Raw genomic sequence first — 21,287 nt, forward strand, 5'->3', positions numbered from 1 at the left:
AGATAATCATACATCGTCATGAATTAGTAATAATTCTGACCTTAAAATTGATATAAGAAATAGCCGATTTTTCTAAGGGTTTTTCCCAAGAAGAATCGGCTGTTTTAACGAAAAATTAAAAAAACCTAATGGAGGTTCTATCATGAAAAATAAATTAATGTTAATTACGCTATCTTGTTTGACAGTGTCTTTTGTTCAATCAGCTCCTTCTAGCGATCTTAGATATGTTGAAGGTCTGAAAGCAATGACATGTAAAGATAAGGTTACTTCAGATTCAGATTGGAGAATACAGCCTAAAAATAAGGTTATTACATATAAAGGTAGAGTTGTTTCCCAGGGCGTTGCAGAACAGTTTGAAAAATGTCAATCTGATAGAGCTGCAATAGTAAAAATGAATACGTTTATTGAGGAAACACATAAAGATCTTGCTTTGGAATCTTTGAAACTAAAAGCAAATCCGCAATTGTTGCTAGCTTCTGGAATTACTCCATTTGATATAGTTCGCAAAGCTAATCAAAATGATGCAAAGCTTGCATATATGAAGCCAGGATCTGGTGCATTATTAGATCTTAGAAATCTACGGACAGCATTCAAAAATAGATTAACTCCAAGGCCAACTCAAGAATTGTTAAATCGTAGAAACTCTAGCAATCAAGAATCTGTTTTTGATAATGAAGGTGGAAGCTTTAAAGAGTTTACTCCTACAACGGTTGTAGCTGCTTCTGCTGTTACAGGTTTTGCTAAAAAACCGACTATTCTTTTACAGGCTGCTAAATCGATGAAAGCTATTCCTGTGCGTGGAAAAGTTGGACTAGGCATGGCTCTTGCAGGTACTGCAGGGACAATTGTTTATAAAAAATATGCAAACTATGCTCAAGATGCAACAGAAGTGGTTGAATTAAGCACACCAGAAGTTGCTGGAACAGAATCAACACCGACAGATGCAACAGAAGTGGTTGAATCAAGCACACCAGAATTTGCTGGAACAGAATCAACATCGACAGATGCAACAGAAGAGGTTAAATTAAGCACATCAGAAGTTGCTGGAACAGAATCAATACCGACAGTAGAAACACCTAGAAAGACAGAGCCTTTGAGTTTGTTTCAAAATCTAAAAGCAAGTACTTGGGATAAAGAACTGTTTGGATATAAAAACGGTGGTAAAGTTGCGACGACAGCAGCTCTTACAGTTGCCGTTGGTACTGTTTCATATGCTGCTTATAAAACATATGTTTACCGTCATGCTATCAAGGCATATATTTCAAGCAAAAATCCTTTTAGCAAATCAAATTAAAACAAAGTAAATCATAGGGTAAACATTATCTTATGAATTTAGTATAAAAATACGGCTCAGTTTAGAAATAGACTGAGCCGTATTTTTATGTTGTTTTATAAGTGCTATGCGCTATAATTTTATGCATAAAAGGATTTGTTCTAGAAGTATGAAATGTTTACAATATTATTCTAGGATTGCATATGAAAATAGATCGCGTCTCATGTTCTAAAAATATATCGAAATTTATTTTTTTAGCTTTTGTTTTGGCTCACTCAAATGTTTTTACAAGCCAAGATGATCAAACTCAATTTGTTAAAAATTCTGAAAATAATATTGTCTCGGGGAACTGTGATAAATCATCTGATAAAGAATTTGTTAGGCCTGTTGCATTATCAGATATAATCAATGGCTTTTATCAAGGTGGAAAGCATTTAAAAAACAGTGGCTACGCAGCTGGACAAACCTTTTATGAAAAATTAATAAAGGCTAAAAATGCTATCGAAGCACACGTAGTAATCATGGCCGATCAGATAGTACAAGATCAAGCCAGAAGAAAAGAGATGGCAGAATCTGTACAAAAAGCACTTCAAAATAGAATGGTGGAGCTTCAGAAAAATAAAGAGACAGAGCTGTTGATAGAGCAGTCTCTTGAAAAAACAGAAGAGTTGCTATCCGACGAAAATTTTTCATTTGAAAATACCCCATCAGAAAATCTAGAACAAAAAGATTTGCCACAACTGAACGATCTAAAATCAGAAGATCAAGATCTTTTTAAAGCTAAGAATCAAAAGGTCGCAGATACTTTGCAGCATCCTGAAAACAAGTCTTTGGAATCCGAAAATCAGTTTTTACCATCTGAAATAGCCAAGCCAGAGATTATGGATCTTACATATGTTGCATTGGCATCAGCTGGCATAGTCGGAATCTCTTTTTTGACATATAAAGCTTATCAGTATTGGATTGTTTCTCATGCTAATCCTAATAAAATGATTAAAAATGCTATAAAAAACTGTTTAGAAGATGAAGTCTTAAAGTCTATAAAGATAGTTGAAAAATGGACAGGGTTGAGCTTAACCGTTGGTAAAAAACAGGCGCTGTCTAAATCAAGATTTTCTTATCTTATTTCAAAAATAGACAAAGTGAGATCGGTAAAGCACAAGAAATTATTGTATGCTCAAGTGCTTTTAATGATTGAATTATCTGAGAAAAGTTCACGAGTAATTATTGCAAAAATGGCTTTGCTGTAAATAAAAAATTTATCCTTGATGAACGACCGAGACAACGCTGCCAGATCTTTTTTTGTCGACAACAAATTGAACAGGAAACTGTTCTTTCATTTCTTGAAGGTGTGAAACAATAATGATTTTTGCAAAATCATCTTGGATTTTATAAAGATTATCCATAATTAATTGAAGGCCTTCTTCGTCTTGAGATCCAAATCCTTCATCGATAAATATAGTTTGAAGTGTTGTTCCTGCTCGGCGAGCAAGAAGCTTTGATATGCCAATTCGCAAGGCAAAATCAATTCTAAAGGCTTCTCCTCCAGAGAACAGTTCATAGTCTCGCAGACCAAATTGATCTGATATTTTAATATCAAGTGTTTCTCGAGAACCACCTTTTTTAAGATCTCTTAGCGATTCAATAAAGATTTGTGTTTGATTATTTGTAAGCCGTGCAAGCACTAAATTCGTTTCATGTTCAATTTCAGGTATTGCCTGTTCGATTAAAAGTGCTTGAATGCCATCCTTGCCAAGAGCTTTTGCAATTTCTTGGTAATCAAACAATTCTTGTTGGACGCTTTTTATATGTTTTATCAGATGTTCAAGTTCGTGGTTGAGTGAAATTTGCTTTTTTTCTTTTTGCTCTAAAGAACCTTTTTCAAGAAGAAGTATTTGATACTTTGAGTTGATTAAGGATAGCTCTTTTTCTACGAGCAATTCTTGCTCGCAAAGTTCTTTTGATAATGCATTAATCTGTTGAAGGGCTTCTAGTTTTTCTTGTATCAAGTTTATTTGATCGGTAATTGATTGAGCTCTATTAAACAGCTCAAATAGCTGCGCTTTTTTGTCTGATTGATGTTTGATAATTTCAGAATCTGACACAGTTGATTCTAATGTTTTTCGTAAAGACGCATATTTTTGTTCAATGTTTTTATGCTCAATAGGATCGTATGATAATTTCTTACCTTCAAATTCAATTTCTTGCAGTTGCTTATGCAGTAACTGAAAATCATGAGATCCCATAGCATTTAAATGATTTTTCTTGAGCTGCTCTAAAATTAACATTGTCGAGCTTAAAATATCTTGCAGACCTTTTTTCTCTTTTGATCGTTCTGTTACTGTTTTTTCTTGTAAAGTATGTTGGAGTATTAATTTTTCATGCTGTTTTGCATGTTCAACTACCTTAGCAGAAAGAGTTATCATGATTTCTTGTTTTGTTTTCAAGCTTTTTAGCTGCTCATTTTGAGTAGATAATTCTAATTTTATTAAAGAAGCTTGCTCTTTAATTTCTTGGACTGATTTTTGAGCCTGAGATGATTCGAGTAGCAATTTTTGATTTAAGGCTTTCTTGTGCTCATTGCTTAAGTTTTGATCGCAGAGAGGACAGGTTGGACACTCTTGGGTAGATTGCTTTTCTATGTCTTGATCAAGCTTTGTAGCATGCTGTTTTAAGTATGTTCCTTGCGAACAAAGGCTTTGGTATAATATTTTATTCTTTTCAAAGAGCTCTTCTATTAATTTACCGGTTTCAATTTGATCTTGTATTTGTTGCAGGTCTTTTTGCTGTGATAAAATATCAGCCTGAGATTTTTGTAGCTCTTGCATTAAACTTTGCAAGACGATTGTTTCTGATTGTTCTTGGCGTACGGCTTGTTTTAGTTGTTCTTCTTGTTTTGTTGAAAGTAGATTAAGTTCTTGTTGTTTCTTTTCAAACTCTTTTTCTAGCAAGCTTGTTGCGAGGCTTAATTTTTCTTTGGTTGCAAGATATTGTTCTTTGAGCTGTAATTTTTTATGAAAAGATTCTTGAAAGACTTGTAATGATTTTTGCAGGTTGTTTGACTCGAGTTCTAAGCTTTTTATATCAGTCTTTGAGTGTATTGCTAGCTGGGTTTCATGCCATTTTTTAGCAATTGTTTCTATTTCTTGTTTCGTTAAATTCAGGTCTTTTTTTAAATTGCTATGTTGGATTTCAAGCAGCTCAAGCTCTTTTATGTTTTGTAGTAGGGTTTGTTTTTTTTCTACAAGAATAGCTTTTGTTTCATCATTTTGTTTTTTTTGAGAGCTTACTGTTTGGATGTTCTCATTTAAAATAAGCTGTAATTCTTTAACCGATGCTAAGTCAATTAATTCTTGCTCAATGCGAGTTTGAATGCTGCATTTTGCAACAGATTCTTGATTTAATTTTTTTGCGTAGGAAATAGCTATTTTTTTTTGCTCATCAAACTTTTGCAGTTGCAAAATTTGTGCAAGAATTTCCTTGCGTTCCTTTGGTGATTTTTTTGAGAATTCATTGGATTGGCCTTGGCGCAAAAATGTTGAATTTACAAAAGATTCATAGGTGATGCCAATGGTTGTATCTATTTTTTCTTGAGTGTCTTTTATGGTTTTATCTGTCAAAGCAATGAGTTTGCCATCAGCCTGTTTTATTCCAAAATCAAGAGATGCAAATGGCTTAGATTTAGTTTGTAAATATTCTCGTCGTACACGGTAATTTTGACCATTTACTTCAAATTCCAAAATCACCATCATATGGTTTTGTCCAAGATGTAAAATTCCTGCATCAGCCTTACTATTTCCAGATGATTTTCTTGCTTGTCCCCAAATCGCCCATGTGATTGCGTCAAGGAGTGCTGATTTTCCATGGCCATTTTTACCAGTCAGGCAAATTAAATGATAATTGGTAAAATCAATAGTTTGAAGTTCAGGACCATAGCTTAAAAAATTTTTGAGTTGAAGTTGGTGTGGGATCATAAAGGCTTTTTCAAGAAATGATTTTTAACCTGTCGATATGATAGGCTAGAGCTGGTTTTTTAATATGAAAAAAGTATAGTATGTAATGAGGCTTTAAGCAAAAGCTTATTTTTTAAAGGCATTATTATTGAAAGATAAATCTTTGGTTTCTAGCATTAAAAATAAAAATAATCGGCTGGTTGGTTTACATGTTCGACTGAGAAATGGAATTTTTGATGTTGTGCAGGCCGTAGAGCAGATGCAAGTTCCCATTGTTCAAAGTTTTTTATTAGATGAATCTGGTTCGTATGTGCCACTTTTTAATAAAACAGTTCGTGAATTTACTGCTAAAAAAGAAGAATTAGGTTTTTTGCATTATGTCCATGCTGCTTATTGGTCAAGTTTAGTAGATGTTGGAAGCAAGGAATTTAGATCTTTATGCAAAGAAGCTCATGGGGCAAGTCGATTAAATAGTGATGGAATTGTGGTCCATGTTGGAGCAACTCGAGAACGATTAGATAAAAAAGATCAGGTTCTATATGTTGCAAATGCTGTAAATGAGCTTTTATACCAAGTTCCAAACATAACACTTATCCTTGAAAACATTCCGCACGCAGGCCGAAATTTTGGTGGCGATTTAATGGATTTTGGTTTGCTCTTGGAGCACATAGAACAAAAAAATCGTGTTAAGTTTTGCATTGATACGGCACATGCATTTGTTTTTGGATATAATTTAACAGACGAGTCTGGGCGAGAAGACTTCTTTAAGCTTATGCAAGATATATTTACCAAAGATCAAATTGCATTACTTCACATTAATGACACAACTGAATTTTGTGGCTCGCATATAGATAAGCATGAGATTCCTGGAGATGGAATATTGGGGCAAAACAATTTATCATGGTTTATGAATCATGAATTTTGTAAAAACATTCCTATTTTAATGGAATTACCCGCATCTTGCAGTGATGAACGATCTTTAGATGTCCTAAAAAGAGTGACAAGTTGGGAAGTCTAAAAATTCTTGTCTTCACAATAATTAAAAAATGAATTACATTTAATGTACTTGCTTTAATTAAAGTAAGTCTTGTTTGGGGGCCCATAGCTCAGTTGGTTAGAGCAGTCGGCTCATAACCGAAAGGTCTCAGGTTCGAGTCCTGGTGGGCCCACCAAAAAAAATCCAAGATTGTTCTTGAAAACTCTATCCATTTTTCGGTAAAGGAAAAATATGAATAATCAAAAATTTCAAAATTTTATCGACTTAGTAACATTTGATCAAGGCTTTAGTGAATTAGAAAAAACACAAAGCGTTATTGAAAAAACAATTTCAAAAATGAATGATCAATTGCTTATGTTTCAAAAGCAGCTTGAACAGAATTCTTCTAAAAAGCGTGACATAAAAAAACAATTAGATTCCCAAGAGTTACAAGTTAAAAGTCTTCAAGATCAAGAAAAGCATCAAATTGAGGTTTCTCAGGCTGTATCTTCTGCAAAAGAATATGAAGCTGCAAATAAAGAGTTGCAAAACATTACACATGAACGGAATGCTCAAGAGCAGAAAATGTTGCAGCATTTAAACAAATTAGAAACTGCCGAAAAAGAATATAATGAAATACATCATAAAGCTGAATTAGAGATTGCAGAAATTAATCAAGGCATTGAGGCTGAAAAATTATTGCTTCTAAATGCTCAAAAACAAATTGATAATTTGCAAAAAGATCGTAGTGAGAAACTAAGCCTTGTCCCAGACGAGTGGCTTGATTTGTACGAAAACATGCGTGGTAGAGTAAAAAATCCGGTTGTTAAAGTTTCGCAAGATTCTTGCGGAGCCTGTTTTTATTTAATATCGTCAAGAGATTTGCAAGCTTTGCAAAAATATGAATTATTACAATGTAAAGATTGTTATCGTTTCTTATATTGTGAACAAAAATAACAAACATTGTGGATAGTTATGGAAAACAAACAACTTACTTTTTTATCTAAAGATCCAGAATGTTTATCTCAAAAGCCTTTGGATAGTAGTTGGACTATGCACATTGATGGTGCGTCTCGTAATAATCCTGGACCTTCTGGTGCAGGATTTTCTTTAATGCGACAAGAAGAAATAGTTTGTGAGCAGGGATTTTTTCTCGGACAAAGAACCAATAATCAAGCAGAGTACTTTGCTTTATTGATTGGTCTTTTTTTTGTTCATGAATTCATGGATAAAAAAGATAAATTAATTATTTATTCTGATTCTCAGTTGCTGGTTCGTCAGATGAATCGTACTTATAAAATAAGCAATCCTCTTTTAAAAAAAATGCAGCATCTTGCATACGAAATGATGCAAGGATACAATGTCAAGTTCTGTCATGTTTATCGAGAGTTTAACCTTCGTGCTGATGTTTTAGCAAATAGAGGAATTGATAAAAATGTTCTTTTGCCTAAAAGGTTTTTAGACATTGTAAGCAAGCATGAAATTATTTAACATGGTAAATAAATCATCAAAAATCATTAAAATTATAGCGTTGCTTTTTAGATTCACATCCGCCTATGCTTTTGATGTTAAAGTTTTAATTGAAAAAAACAGTAGTGATTCTAGTTCTAAAGATCATACAGTCGAACTTCATTGTAAAAATGGATTTATCATATCTGATAATACAAAGCTTTCTTTGGGGTATGATTGCTCAGATCATAATTTGAAAATTGAGAGCAAAAATGGTTCGCTTTTTTTGAATGGTAAGCCATCAGCCCGAAAACTTTTATATGTCACTCCAATGCTTTCTAAGGCGCATGTTGCTTTATTAAATTCATATGTTTCAAATTGGCTGAAGAATTCTTATGAGGATTTAAATATTCTTGCAGAGCCATTATTTCCACTGTTTGATCAAATTGTTGTTCATCTTGGGGCTCAGGACAAATGCAACTATGATCTTTTAAGCTTGTATACAAAAGAAGTGGCTCATGTTTTTTCAAAAGATTTTTTAAGCACCATTGCCTCTGAGCATTCTGTAGCCTTAGAAACAATGTCTGACTATGGTGAGCAATTTTTCCAAGAGCAGGTAGTTTCGCTTTTCATAGATGGGTTAGCCTGCAAAGAGTTATCCTCAAAAGATAAAAAAAGTTTGAAAAATGATCCTGTTTTTAGACATGCTTTCTTTTTAGCAGAGTTGCATCATGTTTTACAAAGAATGTTGCTTGATTTTGTTCCAGCTTTACCTCGTAAAATATTGCAGCAGTTTTTACAAAAAGATGTCGGCTCGATTGATTTTAAGGATCATTCATATCTTGGATCCTTTGTCTTGTTTCAAGAAAAAAAGAATTTTTATTTAATAAATAGTTTAGACATTGATGACTATTTGTTATCGGTTATGCATCATGAAGGTTGGCCAGGATGGCAACATGAGATGAATAAAGTATTTGCCTTGGCAAGCAGAACATTTTTAGTCTGGCATGTTCTTTTTGCGCAAAAACAAAATAAGCCATATCACATTGGAAATAATAATCAGTATCAAACATACAAGGGTATGCACAATTGCGACAAATTAAAAAAAGCGATTGAAGAAACGAAAGATATGTTTATTTCATATGATGGAAAACCAGCCTTTACAGAATATGATATTTGTTGTGGAGGAGTGATTCCTGGGGATATGAATGATTGTGCAAAGGTTCCATACCTTGCTCGTAAATATCCATGCACATTCTGTTCAAAGTTTAAAGTTTTTAGTTGGGAAAATAGTTTTTCTTACGAAGAAGTTTTAAAAAGAGTGCAAAAAGAGTTTCCTGCCGTTAAAAAGATTGTAGATATTACCGTTTACAAAAAGGATAAAGCTGGGGTTGCTAGAAAAGTTTTAATTAATATTGGTTCTCGAAAAATAATTATTACAGAAAAGAAAATGAAGTCTTTGTTTCCTGAAATTAAAAGCTATTGTTTTAATTTGAAAAAAGATGCAAATAAAAAATTGACCATTCATGGTAAAGGGTTTGGACACCACAGAGGCCTTTGCCAGTGGGGAGCTTCGTCGCTTGTGAAAGATGAACATTGGAATTTTGTACAAGTTTTGCAATATTATTACCCAGGTACTAAATTAATGAAATTAACCTATCAAAGATAGTTGCATTCGCAAAATGCGACTTGTGTAACTTGATGGGGATAAATCGAGTGGGATAAGTATATGCCAAGCTATAGAGTTCATTTGATAGGCGGTTTAATTACCTATTTGGGTATTTTGCAATTGATTAAGAACAGCGAGCCGTCGGTTCACACTATCTTCCAAGGATTAATTTTCTGTTTGCTTGGAGCCTTGTTTCCAGACATTGATGTTAAAAGTAAAGGGCAAAAGGTATTTTATACTCTTTTGCTTTTCTTTTTGATCTATTTAATCATCATGCAAAAATATTGTTTGTTTGTTGTCGCAACTTTTTTAGCGGTAATTCCTATTCTGGTTCGTCATCGAGGAGTTTTTCATCACATTTGGTTTTTGCTTACGATTTCTTTAGCAGCAACTCTTTGCGTCAAATCAATGTGTGGATATTATGAAAACGTCATGATAGCAAATTGCTGGTTTTTCTTTGCAGGATCAGTTTCTCATGTTGTTCTAGATAGAGTTGGGACCAGGCTTAAAAGATATTTTTACTCTTAAGCCTAGGTTTTTTTAATCTTATTTGCATCTCGAGACTAAAAGCGCAGAGCTCATACTGATTGCATAGCCAGCAACAAGCGTTGGCACACTGGCACCAATTGGCCAAAGCATTGCAGTAAGTCCGCCAGTGAGCAGTCCAGCGATTGCACCATTGCGTGTTAATCTGGTTGAATATAGGCTTAAAATTACCATTGGGCCAAAGGTTGATCCAAGGCCTGCCCATGCATATAAAACTAATTCTAAAACGTTTAGCGAGTCATTCCATGCAATGAGCAATGAAATGACTGGGATGATAAATATTGCAAGTCTGGTAAAAAACATTTTTTGTGCGTCTGTTCCATTTGGATTAAAAAGTGGAAAATAAAGATCTTGTGAGATAAGTGATGCACAAATTAAAGATTGAATGTTTATTGTTGATACCGTTGCTGCCAGGACTGAGCATAAAATAAATCCAGCAACAAATGGCGTAAAAAGCTGTTTGACCATAACAATGAAAACAAGTTCACGGTTTGCAAGTGCTGGAAATAACATAGCCTTGCCAGCAATTCCTACTAAAACAGCAGAGCTTAGAACTAAAATTTGCCACGAGCTTCCAATAATGCGAGCCTTAGAAATATTTTTTGGGTCATTAATTCCCATGAAACTAACTAAAATATGTGGCTGTCCAAAATACCCAGGGCCCCATGTTAAAAGAGCCAAAAGCGTTGCAATTATTCCACCAGTTGGCCAAAGTGAAAAATAGTCAGCGCCAAAAAGTTGTAATGAGTTTGAAAGTTGTATAAAGCCACCAAGCTTAGAGTAGACGGCATACAGCGGAACAAGCATGATGCATGCAAGAAGAAAAACACCTTGGCACGCATTACTCCAGGCAACTGCCATGCGACCACCTAGCAGCGTGTAGACGAGCGATAAGCTGAGGCCTAAAAATATTCCTGTGTGGTATGGAATTTCAAAAACAATTTCAAACACTCGCCCGAGTCCAACTATTCCTGCGGCAATATAAAAAGTGAAAAAATAAAGACAAAATATACCACTTATTATTTTTATAATGTTTGTTTTGTCTTGTAATTTTTTTTCAAAAAATGATGAAAGGGTCAGGCTGTCATACTGTTCTGTTTGTTTTCGAAGCTCTGAAGCAATAAACGTCCATGTTAAAAACATAAAAATAATAAGCCCGAGAGCAAACCAGATACCAGAAAGTCCGACTGCATAGATCAGGCCTGGAAATCCCATAAAAAGCCAATCGCTCATGTCACTTGCTTGTGCGCTGATTGCGGTAAGCCAATAGCTTAAAGATCTATCCCCTGAAGAAAATTCACTATGACTTTGATATTTTCTATAAAAATAAACCCCGATTCCCAAAAGAAGAGAAAAATAAAGAGTAAATGCTGCAAGCATGGCATTGAACATAGATATCCTTACGATTGAAAAATTTTAAGCACTGCCTTTAAGCAATTATCATGCATGAAGCATTGTTTTTTTACAATCCAAATAAGTTTTTTGTAGCGTTAGCAGTAACTTCCATAACTTTTAGAATCGGCTCGTTTTTAAGTTCAGAAACAAAATCGGCAACGGTTCTAATTTGGGCTGGGGAGTTCTGTTTACCACGAATTATTTGTGGGGGTAAAAAAGGAGCATCTGTTTCGAAAATGATTTTTTCTAATGGAACAGATCGGACGACGTTTCGTAAAATTTCATTTTTTGGATAGGTTAAAGTGCCACCAATTCCCAAAACAAATCCAAGGTCAATATATTTTTGGGCATAGATCTCATCAGAAGAAAAACAGTGAATCGTGCCTTTAAAGTTTGGTTCATTTTTATAGTTAGCAAGAATTTCATATGTTTCAATGTCTGCATCACGAGAGTGAATAACAAGCGCAAGGTTGTGCTCCAAGGCTAGTTGGATTTGAGCATCAAATAGATTTTGCTGCCTTTTTAAATCATATCCAGGGTAATGTTTATCGATTCCACATTCGCCAATTCCAACAATTTTTAATTCTTTTTTTTGCGCGGCTAAATTTTTAAAAGACTCAACTATTTCTTGCCAATTATCTTGAGCGTCATTTGGGTGCAGGCCAATTGTTGCAAAGCAGTTTTCAAAATGTTTTGCAATTTCTATGCACAGTAGACTCTCGTTTAAATCTGTTCCAACGTTGATGATGGTTGTCACGTCGCGACTTGCAGCATCGTCAATAATATTTTTGCATGTCATTAATTCTTGATCAGAGAGCGCTTTAAAATTTTTATTTTCTGTAAAATTTCGAATCATAAGATTCATGTGGCAATGTGTTTCAATCAGCATATTGAGCCTTTAAAGCTAAAATTTTTTGTTTTTCATATAGATTTATTTGACAAACAGCTAAATAAATTTACTCTAGTTTACAGAAACTATCAAAGTTTAGTGGATAAGCAGTGTTCCATTATATGTATGAGTAAGGAGATCCCATGAACAAGACCAAATTGATCGACGCTTTAAGCGAAGAAACAACTTTCAGCAAAAAAGATATCGCTAGAGTTTTAGACTCAGTTGTTCGTATTATCGAACGTTGTCTAAAAAAAGGTGAAAAAGTATCTATCACTGGATTTGGAAGCTTTTGGATTTCAGAGCGTTCAGCTCGCAAAGGTATCAATCCAGCAACTAAACAAAAAATTAATATTCCAAGCGTAACAGTACCTAAATTCAAAGCTGGAAAAAACCTACGTGAAGTAGTGCGTAAAGTTCAGTTTTAATAAGGTAGTAAGGTTAGATTGAATTTATTTCGCCTTGCAAAATAGTTATCCATTGTAAGGTCGCACAGTTTTCTGTTCGACCTTATTCTTTTGTTGAAATTAAACATTATATTTATTACAAATTTGAATTGCTGGAGCTTTGATATGGTTGACTTAGCAGAACTTCGTAAAAACCCTGAGTGGTTTACTCAAGAAATTTTAAAAAAAGATCCATCTTTTGACACAGCTTCTTTGATATCTTTAGATGTCGAATTTAGACAACTTTCAATTGAAGTTGAGTCTTTAAGAAAAGAAAAAAATGATCTAGCAAAACAGGCTAGTGGCGGGATCTCTCAGGAAGTTCGCAATCGATCCATAGAAATTGGAAAGCAACTCAAAGAAAAAGAATTACTGCTAACAAAAGTAGAAAAAGATTTTTCAGATGCATATCTTGCATGCCCAAATATTATGCATGAACGGGTTCCTGTTGGTGGAAAATTAGAAAACAAAGAAGTAAGAAGCTTTGGCTCTAAGGCTGTTTTTGATTTTACGCCAAAAGATCATTTGAAGTTGGGGACAGATTTAGGTTGGTTTGATTTCGCTGCAGCTGCAAAAGTAACAGGATCTAACTTTGCATGGTATAAGGGTGAGTCAGTTAAGTTAATGTATGCACTTACCCGGCTTATGATACAAAATAACGTTAAGCATGGTTTTGAGCCAATGCTGCCACCATACATGGTTAATACAAAATCATTAGAAGCATCTGGCCAATTACCAAAATTTGCTGACGGGGTGTACAAAATTGAGGGAGAAGATTTGTACATGATCCCAACCTCTGAAGTAAGTTTGTTGAATTATTATCGAGATACTATTTTTGAATCAAATGATCTTCCAAAAAGACTAACTTCTTGGACAAGCTGCTTTCGTCGTGAAGCAGGAACACATGGAGCTAGCGAGCGCGGACTCATTCGAATACATCAATTTGAAAAGGTAGAATTAGTTTCTTTTACCAAGCCTGAAGATTCTTATCAAGAACTTGAACGCATGGTTGCATGTGGTGAAGATATTTTAAAACAGCTTGGTCTTCATTATCGAGTTTCTCTTCTTGCAGCACAAGATTGTTCTTTCCAGGCTTCTATGACTTATGATTTAGAAGTTTGGATGCCAGGCCAAGGAAGTTACTATGAAGTTTCATCAGCAAGCAATTGTACAGATTTTCAATCTCGTCGTGCTAAAATTCGCTATCGTGAAAACGTTGGTAGCAAAACTGAATATGCTCACAGCTTAAATGCATCATCGCTAGCTCTTCCACGATTGATGGTTGCCTTGATGGAAACATATCAACAAAAGGATGGCTCAATTAAACTACCTGAATGTTTATTGCAGCAAGGATGGTAATGTATGATTTCACCAGAAGTTGCACAAAGAGTTAAAGAATTTGAAATTCATACTCGTCGTATGCTTAGTGGGTCAAAAATTGGCAGCAATAAATCTAGACAAAAAGGTTTTGGGTTTGAATTTGATCAGCTTAGATCTTATCAGTATGGCGATGATGTTCGCTTAATTGATTGGAAAAGTTCTGCCAGAAGCCCTGATAATATGTTTGTTCGTCAGTATCATGAAGAGAGAAATCGTACATTCATGATTTGTGTTGATGTTTCAATGTCTACAAATTTCGCCTCAGGGCAGTATTTAAAACAAGATGTCATGAAGCAAATAGCAGGAGTTTTATCTTTAGCTGGCGAGCAAGGCAAAGATAAAGTTGGATTAATATTTTTTTCAGATCGCATTGAAAAAATGATACCACCATCTTGTGGGCAAAATCACACGCAACAATTATTGACAGAGCTTTTTTCTTATAAGGCTACTGGTAAAAAAACTGATTTAAATGTATTATTTGATTATGTAGCTGCTCGTGTTGCAAAAAGATCAATTTTATTTGTTATTTCAGACTTTATAGCAGATGATTTTACAAAGTCTTTAAAGCAAGTTACTTTTGACAAAGAGGTTATTGCGATTTCTTGTCATGATAAACAAGAAACTTCTATGGCAAATATAGGATTGGTTTGGATGCAAGATAGTGAATCCGGTGAATTAGCCTTGATTAATACTTCAAGCAAAAAGCATGGGATTGCAAGCGGGTTGCAGCAGAGATTGCAGGATCAGAAAAAAATTCTGCAAAAGTCAGGAATTGACATATTAAATGTGCAGGTTCCAGATCAATTTATGCATGATTTAATTATGTTTTTTCAAAAAAGAATGATCTATTAATTTCGTAGGAAATAGAAAAAATGAGCGCTGAACAAAGTGGACTTGTTGATGTATATGGTGTTTGGTACCATCCGTGGTGGCATTCAACATATTTTTACTTTTTTATAGGAATTGTGAGCTTTTTGCTTTTATATAAATTGGTTCGTTTCTTTAAAAATTATTTTTATGGTGCTCGCAAAATGACCATTGATCAAGTAGCATTGCAAGATTTGTACAGATTAGAATCACAAACTTATGTTTCTGATGAAGCGATTCACGAAGCATATTTTAAAGTGACGATGATTTTAAAAGTATATTTATCCAAGCGATATTCTATTTCACTTCTTGATAAAACCGATAAAGAAATCGCAGATCAACTTTCTGGCGTTGTTTCACAGCGCTTAGAAGCTACTTTAAAAGAATTTTTTGATCGTTCATTCCAAATTAAATTTGCATACGATTCTGTTTTTGAGCAAATGCTCAGAGACGATATAGAGTTTTCTAAAAAAGTTATTCATGAAACAAGTGCTCACCTGGCACAGGCGGCAAACTCTTGAGTTATTCATTCAATCGGTTAGAACATTTGTATATTCATTGGCCTTTTTGCCCATATAAATGCCATTTTTGCGATTTTGTTGCGATGGCGTCACATGAACAATTTATGAAAGATTATCATCTGGCATTGGTGCAAGAAATTGAGCAATTTAATGAGCTTGCTGGTCAAAAAGTGAAATTAAAAACTATTTATTTTGGTGGTGGAACTCCAAGCACCTATCCAGCAGATCTACTACTTGACACGTTTGCTATACTAAAAAAACATTTTATTTTTGATCAAGACACTGAAGTAACCATCGAGGTAAATCCTGGAACCGTGACTCAAGAATTGTTAATAGCTTGGCATAAGGCTGGGATTAATAGACTGAGCATCGGTGTTCAAAGTTTAAAAGATCAAGTCCTGAGATCATTGAATCGTCATCAAACAGCAGTAGATGTGTATAACGTTTTAGCTGATGCGTCAAAATATTTTGACAATGTTTCTGTTGATTTTATATTGGGGCTTCCTGGTGTAAGTCCTGATGAGTGGAAATCAATGATTCAAGAGGCTATGAATTGGCCGATTAAGCATATTTCTATTTATTTTTTAATGGTGCAAGAAGATACGCCATTATATTTTAAAGTTAAAACTAAAAAAATGACATTGCCGCCAGACGATGAAACAGTTGATTTGTATGAATGGGCTGTCGAAACTTTGCAAGCTCATGGATTTGAAAGATATGAGTTATCAAATTTTGCAAAGCCAGGGTTTGAGTCACGTCATAACACTGCGTACTGGGAAAGAAAAGCGTACAAGGGATTTGGTCTTGGAGCCTGTTCTTTTAATGGAACCGTTCGGTGTCAAAATGGAAAAAATTTGGGAAAATATCTTGCTAAAATGGCAGGAAATGAGTCTCCTATTGATGAAGTTGAGCTTTTGACTCAACAGCAAATATCTTTGGAAAAAATTATGTTAGGTTTGCGTCAGCGTAAAGGATTGCTGATTGCTGATTATATGCTTGATGCAACCGAATCACAAAAGGATCATTTTTTCAAAGGAGTAGTTCAGTTGCAAGAGGCTGGATTGCTACAAGAATCTCAAGGAGTTATCAGACTAACTCCAAAAGGATATGCTCTTGAAAACGAAGTAACTCTTCGTTTATTTTCTGAATCATAGAAATTAAGTTACTAATTATTTGTAGGAAAGGTTTTTGTTATGGCAAAACATGTAGGGGTAAAACTTCCTGAAGAATTGTATGAGTTATTAAAAAAAGGCCAAGTGGTTGGTGTTCTCGCAACATTTTCTGACAAAGGTGTACCGCATACAACTCCAATTCAAGTTATTTATCCAAAGGGATATGAAAGCATTTTGATTTCAATTCATAAGGGTCACCAAGGCTATTTAAATATGGTTTGGCAAAAAAAGGTGATGATCTGTTTTATGGAAGAAGGCAATGTCGCCTACAGTATTTTAGGTCGCGCTGGAGTGGTAAGAGCTCCGTCAATGGTTCATCCATTAATGAACGTTGTTCATATTGATATTATTGATATTAAGTCTGATTGCTCAGTATTAAGCAAGGTTGATTCTGGCGTTCGTTGGAGCTATACTTCATGGGAAGCAGAAGAGCTTTCTGTGGCATTATTTAATGAATTAAAAGAAGTTGCAAAGACTTTGTAACTTAATTTAAAAGGAGTATTTATGAAGTCTTTTTACAGAGTTGTTATAGTTTCTAGCTTAATTGTTATGCTGTACAATCCTCATGCTTGTGGCTCACTAGCAAATCTTTTTGCTAGCCTTGGTGACAAGGCGCCTGCTGCAGATGCTGCTGCAAAAGCAGCAACTCCAGGCATTCCAGCAGAAGAGGCAGCCCCTGCGCCAGAAGCTAAAATGCCAGCTCCAGAAGCAATGCCAGAGACTAAAATGCCAGCTCCAGAAGCAATGCCAGAAGCTAAAATGCCAGCTCCAGAAGCAATGCCAGAGGCAAAAGTAATGCCAATTGCTAAGGTTGGAATGCCAAAAGTAGCGCCTATGCCTACTCCAATTCCCGCACCAGGATCTGCGGTTGTTGCAAAAGTACAATCCTCATCATCTAGTGATTCAGGTGATGAAGATGATGTGGTAGATGTTCATGCAATTACCACAACTGGGCTTGATACGCTCAATGTTGATTCTGCTGGAAATTGGTTAGAGAAAAGAATTTGGTACAAAAAAGGTGAGCAATTATTTGAATCTATTCGTAGTTCTGTTCAAAAAGCTGCAGATCTTCGTATGAAGTTTGTTAACGAAGTTAATAGTGCTGGCAAAAAAATCGATGAGTTTTACGAAACAGTTGGTCTGCAAGAGGGTAAAATTGAAGAACTTTTAAAGGCTGTTTTACAAGATTTAGACCAGGCTGCTAAGTACCGCGGTGGAGATTTGTCAGACTCAGAGCGAGCGCTCAAAACAAAAGTGCAAGCAGAGCAAAAACAAATTGAAGTTGTCGGTAAAGATTTAAAATTAATTGATGATCTAGATGAACAAATAGATAAAACCATGATGAAAGCATTTAAAGAAATTGATTCATGCCGTGGGCTTGAAACAAGAGCTTGGAATAACTTTAAAGATATCGGTAATGAGCTTGATGATAAAAAAGCTCGTGTTTTATACTATGAAATGGATAATTTTAGTAAAAACATTGAACAGAAAATGACTTACTTACAAAGTAATTTGTTGCCATATCTTCAAACAAAATTGGTTGGCAAGGTTGATGAAACGATTACGCAAATTCAAACGAATGTGGCAACGCTTCATACTAAAGGAATAGACCTACAGACATTATTATTAAAAGATGAGCAGGGCGATCTTTTAATAATTAAAAACAGAGTAGGCGAGCAAGAAAAAATAGCAGAAGGTTCTTGGGAGTCTGCGCAAGCATTAAAAGAAAAAGAAGCGCAAGAATTAAAGGCTCAAAAGAAAAAGCAAAAGCAAGAAGCGGAAAATAATATTTGGTATCGTAAGTTGGCATGTAGCGTTTATTGTGGTGCTCAAGTTGTATGGACAAAGGTTTCAGATTGGATAACAATTTTGGTTTGTTGCGTTAAGTGCCTTGTTTGTAAATTCCAAGAATTAATTTGTCGATTGTTTGGGTATTAAAAGTCTTCTTTTTTCGTTGAAAATATCGTTGTTTTTGTTAGAATATCTAACGCATTTGCCGAAGTGGTGAAATTGGTAGACACGCAGCCTTGAGGTGGCTGTGAGAGAAATCTCTTGGGGGTTCAAGTCCCTTCTTCGGCACCAGCTTTCACTAAAGCTTCAGCTGGCACGGCCAGTACTGAATGCCCAAAGTAATAATTGAAGAAATGTGCTTGAAATATAAAGCGAAAGCTGTCCGATGAAGTAAGTGAGTGATAGCGAGACACGAAGTCAGGACGATAAAAATGACTGGCTGTCGCTATCAAAGGCAGTTGAGATATAATTTATATTAGCTACAAAAGAGTTTTTGAAATTAGTATTTTTGAATCGGTATTTTTTAAATCATAGAGTCTGGAGAGAAACTTATGAATCGTTCATTTCAAAAAGCCCTTACATCAGGGTTTTCATTATGGATCTTTTTTGCAATTGCAACTACTGGTTATTTGTATCGATACGGTCAAAAAGATATTCGTTGGGGAATTGATTTGGTTGGTGGTACATATATCACGTTAGAGGTTCAAGAAGATGATGTAACAAAAAATTATTTAAACGACAAAGTTCGTGGATTTGAATCACTTTTAAGGCACAACAATATAGAATTAGATGGAAAACCAGTTATCGGTGGCGATGAACTGGTTTTTAAATTTAATTCAACAATTTCTGCAGGCCAAGCAGAAAGCCTTTTTAGGTCAGAAGAAAAATCACTAAAATATAAAGTTGTTGGCGCAAGCTTAGAAGTATCAATTTCAGAAGCAGTTTTGGCAAGACTTCTAGCTGATGCGGTTGAAGCAAACATTGAAATTCTTCGTAGTCGTTTTTCGAGCTTGAGCGAAATTCACATCAGCAAACAAGGGATTAAACAAATCGTTGTTGAGTTGCCTAATGTGAGTGATCCTCATCAAGCAAAAATGATGATTGGGAAATCAGCCGTTTTAGAATTTAAATTGGTCGAAGATAGCGCGTCAAGCAGAGAAGCTCTTTTAAATAAGTATGATCATGATCTTCCAGAAGGAACAATGATTCTTCCTGGTCAAAGCCGTGGCATGGGCGAAGGCAAAATGTATTATTTGCTGCCAACGTATTCTCCAGTTTCTGGAAAATATTTCAAAACTGCAAAAACTGATTTTGGTGGACAATTTGGCACCGATTTAGTTGTGAGCTTTGAATTTGATGAAGAAGGTGGAAAACGTTTCCATGAACTCACGAGTGAAAATATTGGAAAAACTTTAGCGATCGTTCTTGATGATGAAGTTATCCAAGCTGCAAATATTCAATCAGCAATTGGTTCTAAAGGTTGCATTACTGGAAATCACAGAGCTGATGAAGCAACTGCTCTAGCTAAGCTTCTAAAGTCTGGTGCTTTTAAAGCAAAAGTTGATTTTGTTGAAGAGCGTCAAATCGGGCCCACACTTGGTCAGCAAGCAATTAAACAAGGCTTAATGTCATGCTTAATTGGCCTCGCATTACTTTTAATGTTTGGAGTGGTTTATTATCGTATTGCTGGTGTATTTTCATTTTTCACACTGGTTTACAATCTGATTTTGTTAATGCTTTTAATGGCTTTAATGGGTGCAACGTTAACACTTCCTGGAATAGCAGGAATGATTTTAACGGTTGGTATGGCAATTGATTCCTCTATTTTAATTTATGAGCGAATCAAAGAAGGACTTAAAGAAGGACTTTCTGTTTCAGCATCTGTGGAAGATGGCTTTTCTGAAGCAATGTGGGTTATTTTAGATTCAAACATTACAACCTTTATTGTTGCAACGGTGCTCTTTTATTTTGGAACAGGACCTATCCAAGGATTTGCCGTAACGATGATGCTTGGTATCATAACAACGCTTATTACTGGATTGTTTTTCTTAAAATCATTATTTAAATTTTATTTGCGTGTTTTTGATATACAAAAACTAAGTATTTAGTTATAATTTCTATAGTTATTGGATTGATCCTCGCAATCTGCGGGGATCTTCAAAACTTAAACCTTTCTTGAAATTTTCGTGGCGACGTAGCTCAGTTGGTTAGAGCGGCAGAATCATAATCTGTAGGTCCGGGGTTCGAATCCCTGCGTCGCTACCATTTTTCTCAATTCAAAAAATTATGAAGTTCTTATTTCCTGTGACTTGATCACAGGATCCAGAAATCTAAAAAAAATCATTTGTATCAATCAAAAGTTGTCGGCATGATTTAATGTTATGACTTATTGATTGATTTTTTTTGTGAATTTTATAGTAATCGTAGACAATAAAAAATAAATTATGTTAGTTTAATTTTTGCATCTAAGGATTAACTTGATCGATAAATTTTTGAGTTTTTGAATAGCTAAATATTAATAAAAAAAAGGAAAAGTTATGAAGCTAAATTTTAAAATATTTGCCATGGGTATGCTTTGTGCAGCATTTAATATCATTGGTGCGCCAAGCGCTCTAGATATTGTTAACGTTGTAGCTATGGCAAAAGGAATCAGTACAGATCCATCCGCAGCTGCCGCAGCAGCCGCCGCAGCAGCCGCAGCAAAAGCAGCAGGAGATACAGTAGCGTTAACTGCGCCATATGTGCCAGGTACAAATTATATCCAAGCTCCAGCTCTTGGGGGAGCTCCAGTTTCAAGCTTTATTTATTCTCCTAATTTTGCAGATGGATCTTACACGGAACTGTTTATTACGACTGCAAATCTTGGATTAATTCCAGCTGGAATATCAGTTGTGTTTATTGGAAACGTAGGAAGAACTTCTACAACTGCAGCTGGTTGTTATGATGCCGTTATCTGCGCT

Annotated in this window: 19 protein-coding genes and 3 tRNA genes; 19 read left to right on the forward strand and 3 right to left on the reverse strand. The window is 35.0% G+C overall.

Features of this window, described 5'->3' with window-relative positions:
• The first annotated feature begins 142 nt into the window (after nt 1–142).
• Nucleotides 143–1,294, forward strand: coding sequence for a hypothetical protein (locus tag NTU89_04165; protein ID MCX5923725.1), 1,152 nt, complete (start codon nt 143–145; stop codon nt 1,292–1,294).
• A 182-nt stretch (nt 1,295–1,476) separates the two neighbouring features.
• Nucleotides 1,477–2,523 (forward strand): hypothetical protein, encoded by a 1,047-nt coding sequence (locus NTU89_04170; GenBank protein ID MCX5923726.1) that lies wholly within the window; start codon nt 1,477–1,479, stop codon nt 2,521–2,523.
• Between the two features lie 9 nt (nt 2,524–2,532).
• Here NTU89_04170 and NTU89_04175 read toward each other — a convergent pair whose 3' ends face one another.
• Nucleotides 2,533–5,247, reverse strand: coding sequence for an SMC family ATPase (locus NTU89_04175; protein ID MCX5923727.1), 2,715 nt, complete (start codon nt 5,245–5,247; stop codon nt 2,533–2,535).
• Between the two features lie 127 nt (nt 5,248–5,374).
• Here NTU89_04175 and NTU89_04180 point away from each other — a divergent pair, with 127 nt between their 5' ends.
• The 6 genes from NTU89_04180 to NTU89_04205 all read left to right on the forward strand — a co-directional run bounded on the left by NTU89_04180 (nt 5,375) and on the right by NTU89_04205 (nt 9,848).
• Complete coding sequence (locus NTU89_04180) at nt 5,375–6,244, forward strand: TIM barrel protein (GenBank protein MCX5923728.1); 870 nt, start codon at nt 5,375–5,377, stop codon at nt 6,242–6,244.
• A gap of 77 nt (nt 6,245–6,321) precedes the next feature.
• Nucleotides 6,322–6,398 (forward strand) — tRNA-Ile (locus NTU89_04185).
• Nucleotides 6,399–6,454: 56 nt separating this feature from the next.
• On the forward strand, nt 6,455–7,159 hold the full coding sequence (locus tag NTU89_04190) for a hypothetical protein (protein ID MCX5923729.1): 705 nt from the start codon (nt 6,455–6,457) through the stop codon (nt 7,157–7,159).
• Nucleotides 7,160–7,177: 18 nt separating this feature from the next.
• A complete protein-coding gene (locus NTU89_04195; protein ID MCX5923730.1) occupies nt 7,178–7,693 on the forward strand; it encodes a ribonuclease HI family protein in 516 nt (171 codons plus the stop codon).
• Nucleotides 7,680–9,320: a SpoIID/LytB domain-containing protein gene (locus tag NTU89_04200; GenBank protein MCX5923731.1), complete on the forward strand. Its 1,641-nt coding sequence runs from the start codon at nt 7,680–7,682 to the stop codon at nt 9,318–9,320. The genes NTU89_04195 and NTU89_04200 overlap by 14 nt, the downstream gene beginning before the upstream one ends.
• Nucleotides 9,321–9,380: 60 nt before the next feature.
• Nucleotides 9,381–9,848, forward strand: coding sequence for a metal-dependent hydrolase (locus NTU89_04205; GenBank protein ID MCX5923732.1), 468 nt, complete (start codon nt 9,381–9,383; stop codon nt 9,846–9,848).
• An 18-nt stretch (nt 9,849–9,866) separates the two neighbouring features.
• Here the strand turns inward: NTU89_04205 and NTU89_04210 are convergent, their stop codons facing one another.
• Nucleotides 9,867–11,258, reverse strand: coding sequence for a sodium/proline symporter (locus NTU89_04210; protein ID MCX5923733.1), 1,392 nt, complete (start codon nt 11,256–11,258; stop codon nt 9,867–9,869).
• A 70-nt stretch (nt 11,259–11,328) separates the two neighbouring features.
• Nucleotides 11,329–12,150: a TatD family hydrolase gene (locus NTU89_04215; protein ID MCX5923734.1), complete on the reverse strand. Its 822-nt coding sequence runs from the start codon at nt 12,148–12,150 to the stop codon at nt 11,329–11,331.
• A 143-nt stretch (nt 12,151–12,293) separates the two neighbouring features.
• Between NTU89_04215 and NTU89_04220 the strand changes: the two genes are divergently transcribed.
• The 11 genes from NTU89_04220 to NTU89_04270 all read left to right on the forward strand — a co-directional run.
• The gene (locus NTU89_04220) at nt 12,294–12,578 is read left to right on the forward strand and encodes an HU family DNA-binding protein (protein MCX5923735.1); all 285 of its coding nucleotides are present in this window, start codon (nt 12,294–12,296) and stop codon (nt 12,576–12,578) included.
• A 144-nt stretch (nt 12,579–12,722) separates the two neighbouring features.
• The gene (gene serS, locus NTU89_04225; protein MCX5923736.1) at nt 12,723–13,955 is read left to right on the forward strand and encodes a serine--tRNA ligase; all 1,233 of its coding nucleotides are present in this window, start codon (nt 12,723–12,725) and stop codon (nt 13,953–13,955) included.
• Between the two features lie 3 nt (nt 13,956–13,958).
• Nucleotides 13,959–14,828 (forward strand): DUF58 domain-containing protein, encoded by an 870-nt coding sequence (locus tag NTU89_04230; protein MCX5923737.1) that lies wholly within the window; start codon nt 13,959–13,961, stop codon nt 14,826–14,828.
• Between the two features lie 20 nt (nt 14,829–14,848).
• Nucleotides 14,849–15,364, forward strand: a complete 516-nt coding sequence (locus NTU89_04235) for a hypothetical protein (GenBank protein MCX5923738.1) — start codon at nt 14,849–14,851, stop codon at nt 15,362–15,364.
• A 26-nt stretch (nt 15,365–15,390) separates the two neighbouring features.
• Nucleotides 15,391–16,518, forward strand: coding sequence for a radical SAM family heme chaperone HemW (gene hemW, locus NTU89_04240; protein MCX5923739.1), 1,128 nt, complete (start codon nt 15,391–15,393; stop codon nt 16,516–16,518).
• A 39-nt stretch (nt 16,519–16,557) separates the two neighbouring features.
• Nucleotides 16,558–17,019 (forward strand): pyridoxamine 5'-phosphate oxidase family protein, encoded by a 462-nt coding sequence (locus NTU89_04245; protein ID MCX5923740.1) that lies wholly within the window; start codon nt 16,558–16,560, stop codon nt 17,017–17,019.
• Between the two features lie 21 nt (nt 17,020–17,040).
• Nucleotides 17,041–18,474 (forward strand): hypothetical protein, encoded by a 1,434-nt coding sequence (locus NTU89_04250; protein MCX5923741.1) that lies wholly within the window; start codon nt 17,041–17,043, stop codon nt 18,472–18,474.
• A 57-nt stretch (nt 18,475–18,531) separates the two neighbouring features.
• Nucleotides 18,532–18,618 (forward strand) — tRNA-Leu (locus NTU89_04255).
• 260 nt (nt 18,619–18,878) lie between these two features.
• A complete protein-coding gene (secD, locus tag NTU89_04260) occupies nt 18,879–20,435 on the forward strand; it encodes a protein translocase subunit SecD (GenBank protein MCX5923742.1) in 1,557 nt (518 codons plus the stop codon).
• An 80-nt stretch (nt 20,436–20,515) separates the two neighbouring features.
• Nucleotides 20,516–20,592, forward strand: a tRNA-Met gene (locus NTU89_04265).
• Nucleotides 20,593–20,864: 272 nt separating this feature from the next.
• Nucleotides 20,865–21,287: hypothetical protein (locus tag NTU89_04270; protein ID MCX5923743.1), on the forward strand; the 423-nt coding region annotated here is incomplete at its 3' end.

The sequence above is a fragment of the Candidatus Dependentiae bacterium genome (assembly GCA_026389065.1).
In the GTDB taxonomy this organism is placed as follows: Bacteria; Babelota; Babeliae; order Babelales; family Chromulinivoraceae; genus JACPFN01.